1 protein-coding gene is annotated in these 208 nt (G+C 50.5%); it reads right to left on the bottom strand.

The window, feature by feature from the left end:
- Positions 1 to 208 (bottom strand): cadherin-like domain-containing protein (locus tag OW491_RS17940; RefSeq protein ID WP_290037261.1); only part of this gene is annotated, 208 nt, incomplete at both ends.

The raw sequence follows: 208 nt of genomic DNA, 5'->3' as shown, positions 1-208 counted from the left end.
TCGATTGTCACAGTAGCGGTATCGAATCCACCGTTACCATCAGTAATGGTGTACTCGTACGTCGCTTCGCCATTGAAGTTCTCATCAGGCGTGAAGGTCACGGTGCCGTCAGCGTTAAGGACAACCGTACCGTTCGTTGGGTTAGACACTTCAGTGATCGTTAATGGATCGCTGTCTGGATCCGTGTCATTACCTAACAGGTCGTTCG

It is taken from the genome of Neptunomonas sp. CHC150 (genome assembly GCF_030397555.1).
Taxonomy (GTDB): Bacteria; Pseudomonadota; Gammaproteobacteria; order Pseudomonadales; family Balneatricaceae; genus Neptunomonas; species Neptunomonas phycophila.
Note: the sequence above shows the minus strand (reverse complement) of the source record. Positions and strands in the feature narration are given on the sequence as shown.